6 protein-coding genes are annotated in these 3,899 nt (G+C 60.0%); 4 read left to right on the top strand and 2 right to left on the bottom strand.

Annotated elements, in window-relative coordinates; genetic code table 11:
- The 4 genes from AC6RA8_RS21675 to AC6RA8_RS21660 form a co-directional block, all read left to right on the top strand.
- The coding region (locus AC6RA8_RS21675) for a DUF484 family protein (protein ID WP_500355804.1) at positions 1–220 on the top strand (220 nt) is incomplete at its 5' end.
- On the top strand, positions 217–1,137 hold the full coding sequence (locus tag AC6RA8_RS21670; RefSeq protein WP_500355802.1) for a tyrosine recombinase XerC: 921 nt from the start codon (positions 217–219) through the stop codon (positions 1,135–1,137). The genes AC6RA8_RS21675 and AC6RA8_RS21670, both read left to right, overlap by 4 nt.
- Before the next feature lie 118 nt (positions 1,138–1,255).
- Positions 1,256–1,837, top strand: a complete 582-nt coding sequence (locus tag AC6RA8_RS21665) for a cytochrome P460 family protein (RefSeq protein WP_500355800.1) — start codon at positions 1,256–1,258, stop codon at positions 1,835–1,837.
- 98 nt (positions 1,838–1,935) lie between these two features.
- Positions 1,936–2,625: a CDP-alcohol phosphatidyltransferase family protein gene (locus AC6RA8_RS21660; protein ID WP_299207575.1), complete on the top strand. Its 690-nt coding sequence runs from the start codon at positions 1,936–1,938 to the stop codon at positions 2,623–2,625.
- Here AC6RA8_RS21660 and AC6RA8_RS21655 read toward each other — a convergent pair.
- Positions 2,622–3,071, bottom strand: a complete 450-nt coding sequence (locus AC6RA8_RS21655; RefSeq protein WP_500355798.1) for a methylated-DNA--[protein]-cysteine S-methyltransferase — start codon at positions 3,069–3,071, stop codon at positions 2,622–2,624. The genes AC6RA8_RS21660 and AC6RA8_RS21655 overlap by 4 nt on opposite strands.
- A 172-nt stretch (positions 3,072–3,243) precedes the next feature.
- Positions 3,244–3,899 (bottom strand): substrate-binding domain-containing protein (locus AC6RA8_RS21650; RefSeq protein ID WP_500355796.1); only part of this gene is annotated, 656 nt, incomplete at its 5' end.

The following is a 3,899-nucleotide window of genomic DNA, read 5'->3' as shown; positions in this document are numbered from 1 at the left end:
GCGGCAAGTGCAGGATGCCGACCCGGAAATCTACGGCGATGATGCAACCTGGATCAGATCCGAGGCGTGCCTGAAGCTCGATTTTGGTGATGGCCGCCTGCCGGGCCTTTTGGTCATGGGCGCCGAGGACCCGCACATGTTTGGGCCCCAGCAAGGCACCGACCTTCTGGCCTTTTTCACCGGGGTGTTCGAACGGGCCATGCGGCGCTGGTTGGGATGAGCCTGATCTCCCCAGCCGCCCGCGATGCGCTGGAAGGTTTTCTGGCACATCAACGCGCGATCAAGGGGGCGGCAGAAAACACTGTCACCGCCTATGGCAATGACATCACCGAATTTCTTGCCTTCATGACCGAACATTCGGGCCAAACACAGGGCCTGGGTTCTTTGGCGCGCATTGATACGCGGGATATGCGTGCATGGATGGCCCGCACACGGGCGGGTGGGGTCGGCGCGCGGTCGTTGGCGCGCAAACTGTCGGCGGTCAAGGCGTTCTACAAGTGGTTGGCTGCGCGGGAAGGGTTTGAACCCACTGCGGTGCTCAGTACGCGCGCCCCGAAATTTACCAAAAAGCTGCCGCGCCCACTGGACGAGTCGGCTGCGCGTGAGCTTTTGGACATTACGCCGTTGCAATCGGACAAGCCGTGGATCGGTGCACGGGACACCGCTGTTCTGACCCTGCTGTGGGGGTGCGGGCTGCGCATATCCGAAGCCTTATCGCTGACGGCGGGACAAACGCCCTTGCCCCAAGTCCTTCGTATTGTCGGTAAGGGCGGCAAGGAACGGATTGTGCCGGTGATTGATGCAGCCCGTGACGCTGTGGATGCCTACATGTCTGCCTGTCCCTATGACCTGCCTTCGGACGGTCCGCTTTTTCGCGCCGTGCGCGGAGGTGCGCTGGCGCCGCGCGCCATTCAGAAGGTGATGGCAAACGCCCGCATGCAATTGGGTTTGCCCGCCAGCGCGACACCCCACGCCATGCGCCACAGCTTCGCCACGCACCTGTTGAATGCGGGCGGCGATCTGCGCGCAATTCAAGAGCTTCTGGGCCACGCGTCGCTCTCTACCACGCAAGCATACACCGCAGTTGACACGGTTCGGTTGATGGAAGTGTATGCCAAAGCCCATCCGAAGGCGTAGGGTGCGCCAACCCTCACGGTATTGTGCATAAAAGGTGATCGCCCGTGGACTATGCGTGCGGCCATCCTTCCGCCAGCATGCAATGGCATACAAAACCAACACGGAGGGGACGCAAAGCATGCTACGCAAGCTAACATACGCAGCCGTTTTTGCTGTCACAGCTGGAGCCGCCAGCGCAGAAGAATGTACAGCCATCACGGTCGAAGACGCCTTTGATCTGACCGAAGATCAGATCGGGGTTCTTTACGATTGCCTTCAAGAGAAGATGGCGACGGGCTATGCCAAAGAAGGTGACGAGATTGGCTCCAGCTATCGCGATTGGGCGCCGACGGCATCGCGCGCTGCGGTTGCTGGACCGCATGGCAACCGCCTTCTGAACACATTTGCCAATGATGTTGCCGCAGAACAGTATCTGAAGTTCGAGGAAGAAGGCTTTGAAATGCCTGTGGGATCGATCCTGGCCAAGGAGTCGATCACCATCTCGATCAAGAAGAAAGCCGCGCGCCCTGGCCCGCTGTTCATCATGACCAAGGTGGGCACAGACGAGGCGCCCGACACGGCCGGATGGCTCTATGCGGGCCTGCAGCCCAATGGCAAGGTGATGAAGGTCAAGCAGAGCTTCTGCCATGACTGTCACGCAGGCTGGGAAGCGCAGGACTATCTGGGTTACCCGCTCGAAGAAGTGCGCCTGGGCCAGTAGCCGGCACACGGGCTATTTGGCCTTGCACCTGACCGCGCCGACCCCTTCGGCGCGGTTTTGCGTTTGCAACCCTGCGCATCATGCCGCATGACAGGCAAATGACTCTGCAAATGCGCGCCTTGAGCGTTCACCTTCTGACGGCCACCGGTGCCGTGTTCGCAATGCTGGCCATGCTGGCTGCCGTCGAGGCGAAATGGGACCTTATGTTCCTATGGCTTGTCGTGGCCTTTTTCGTCGATGGCATCGATGGGCCGTTGGCTCGGAAGTACAACGTCAAAACCAATGCGCCCGAGTTCGATGGCGTTTTGCTTGACCTGATCATCGACTATCTGACTTACGTTTTCATCCCGGCCTTTGCGCTGTTTGCATCCGGCCTTATGGCGGGTTGGACGGGTTGGGTCGCGATCATCCTGATCACCTTTGCATCGGCGATGTATTTTGCCGATACGCGAATGAAAACAAAGGATAATTCGTTTTCGGGCTTTCCGGGCTGCTGGAACATGGTCGTGCTGGTCATCTTTGCCCTTGAGCCGAATTTCTGGGTCTCGCTCGCCCTTGTGAGCGTGCTGGCTGTCGGGATGTTCCTGCCGATCAAGTTCATCCACCCGGTGCGCACAGAACGCTGGCGTTGGTTGAGCTTGCCGATGGCGTTGGCGTGGACCTTCTTTGCCGGCTGGGCAGCATGGGTCGACTTCCACCCCGAAAGCTGGGCGCATTGGGGGCTGGTGATTACGTCGCTGTATCTGGTCTTTGCCGGTATGGCGCAGCAATTGATCCCGCAACGCTAGATCAGGAACCCGCCCTCGTGGCGCAGGAGGGCCACCTTGGTTTCGACCCCACCTGCCCCGGAAAACCCGGTTAGACCCTTCGCCCCAATCACCCGGTGGCAGGGAATGATGATGGGAATGGGATTACCGCCGCACGCCTGACCAATGGCCTGCGCAGGCACCCCAAGTGTATTGGCGATGTCACCATAGGTGATGGTTTGGCCAAAGGGGATTTTGGACATCTCGGCGCAGACATCCTGCTGCAATTGCGAGCCGCGCACGGCAAGGGGCAGATCGAATGTCTCCAACTCACCCGCATCATAGGCTTGCAGTTGCGCAACCGCGGCGTCCAGTGCCTCTGACCGGTCGGCACAGCCGGACACACCCCAAGAGACGCGAATGATGGCGCCCTGATCTTCGGTTACTGTCAGGTCCCCGAACTGGGTATGTACGTCCGCCTGTTTCATGCGTGTAATGTGGTGCAGGCAGGGGCGTCTCGCAATCCGAAGCTTGCGGAAAGATCAGTTTGGGACGCGCTGACCTTGGTGTGTTGAGAGTAGTTGGGCGGATATGTGCCCTATGCCCCTCGTCAACGAGAGACGTGCGCGCCACCCCGAGGAGGGATGGCGCAGAGACGTGTTACCGCTTGAGAGCGCCAACGCCGGAGAAGCGGAATGCTTCCTGTTCCAGCGCGTCGATTTCGTCCGCGCTCATCTGGTCATGGGCTACCGTGATCCGGCCAAGGAAGACGAAGGGCAGATCATCCGCGCGTCCTTCGAGATCAGCCTTGATCGCTTCGGCCGTTGCAGCACCCACGTCGTCCCCCATGCGCATCGGGGTCGCGTCCAGCTCGCCACGACGGATGGCGTCCAGTTCAAGGCCCGTGCCGCCCCAACCGGTCGAGAAGATGTCCTTCTCTTTGCCAACCGAAACTTGCGCTTCGACCGAGCCCATCGCCATAGCGGTGTTCGCGTTGTGGATGATTGTGGCTTCGGGGTAGGATTGCAGGATCAGCGATGTGCCGGCAAAGCCGCCTTCGCGCTGATACTCACCATAGTGTTCGTACACGGTGGTCCAGCCCGCCTTTTCCTCAACGCAGGCTTTGAAATCGCCCGAACGCTGGTTATCGGTGATACCGGGAATGCCACGGTTCATCGCCATGGTGACGCCTTCACCGAGACGCCCGATCATGTAGTCACACATGGTCAGGGCACCAGCAGCCGACGAGAAGTCGAACCAGGCTGCAGGCTGATGCGCGAGGTCTTTCAGCGGGGTGTGGAACGCCCAGACATAGG

This window comes from Tateyamaria sp. (assembly GCF_059783535.1).
This window is presented reverse-complemented; position numbering and strand designations above follow the sequence as displayed.

Bases quoted from the DNA above. Each gene is read 5' to 3' on its own strand.
- AC6RA8_RS21670 (WP_500355802.1), top strand. From the start codon at position 217: ATGAGCCTGATCTCCCCAGCCGCCCGCGATGCGCTGGAAGGTTTTCTG.
- AC6RA8_RS21665 (WP_500355800.1), top strand. From the start codon at position 1,256: ATGCTACGCAAGCTAACATACGCAGCCGTTTTTGCTGTCACAGCTGGA.
- AC6RA8_RS21660 (WP_299207575.1), top strand. From the start codon at position 1,936: ATGACTCTGCAAATGCGCGCCTTGAGCGTTCACCTTCTGACGGCCACC.
- AC6RA8_RS21655 (WP_500355798.1), bottom strand. From the start codon at position 3,071: ATGAAACAGGCGGACGTACATACCCAGTTCGGGGACCTGACAGTAACC.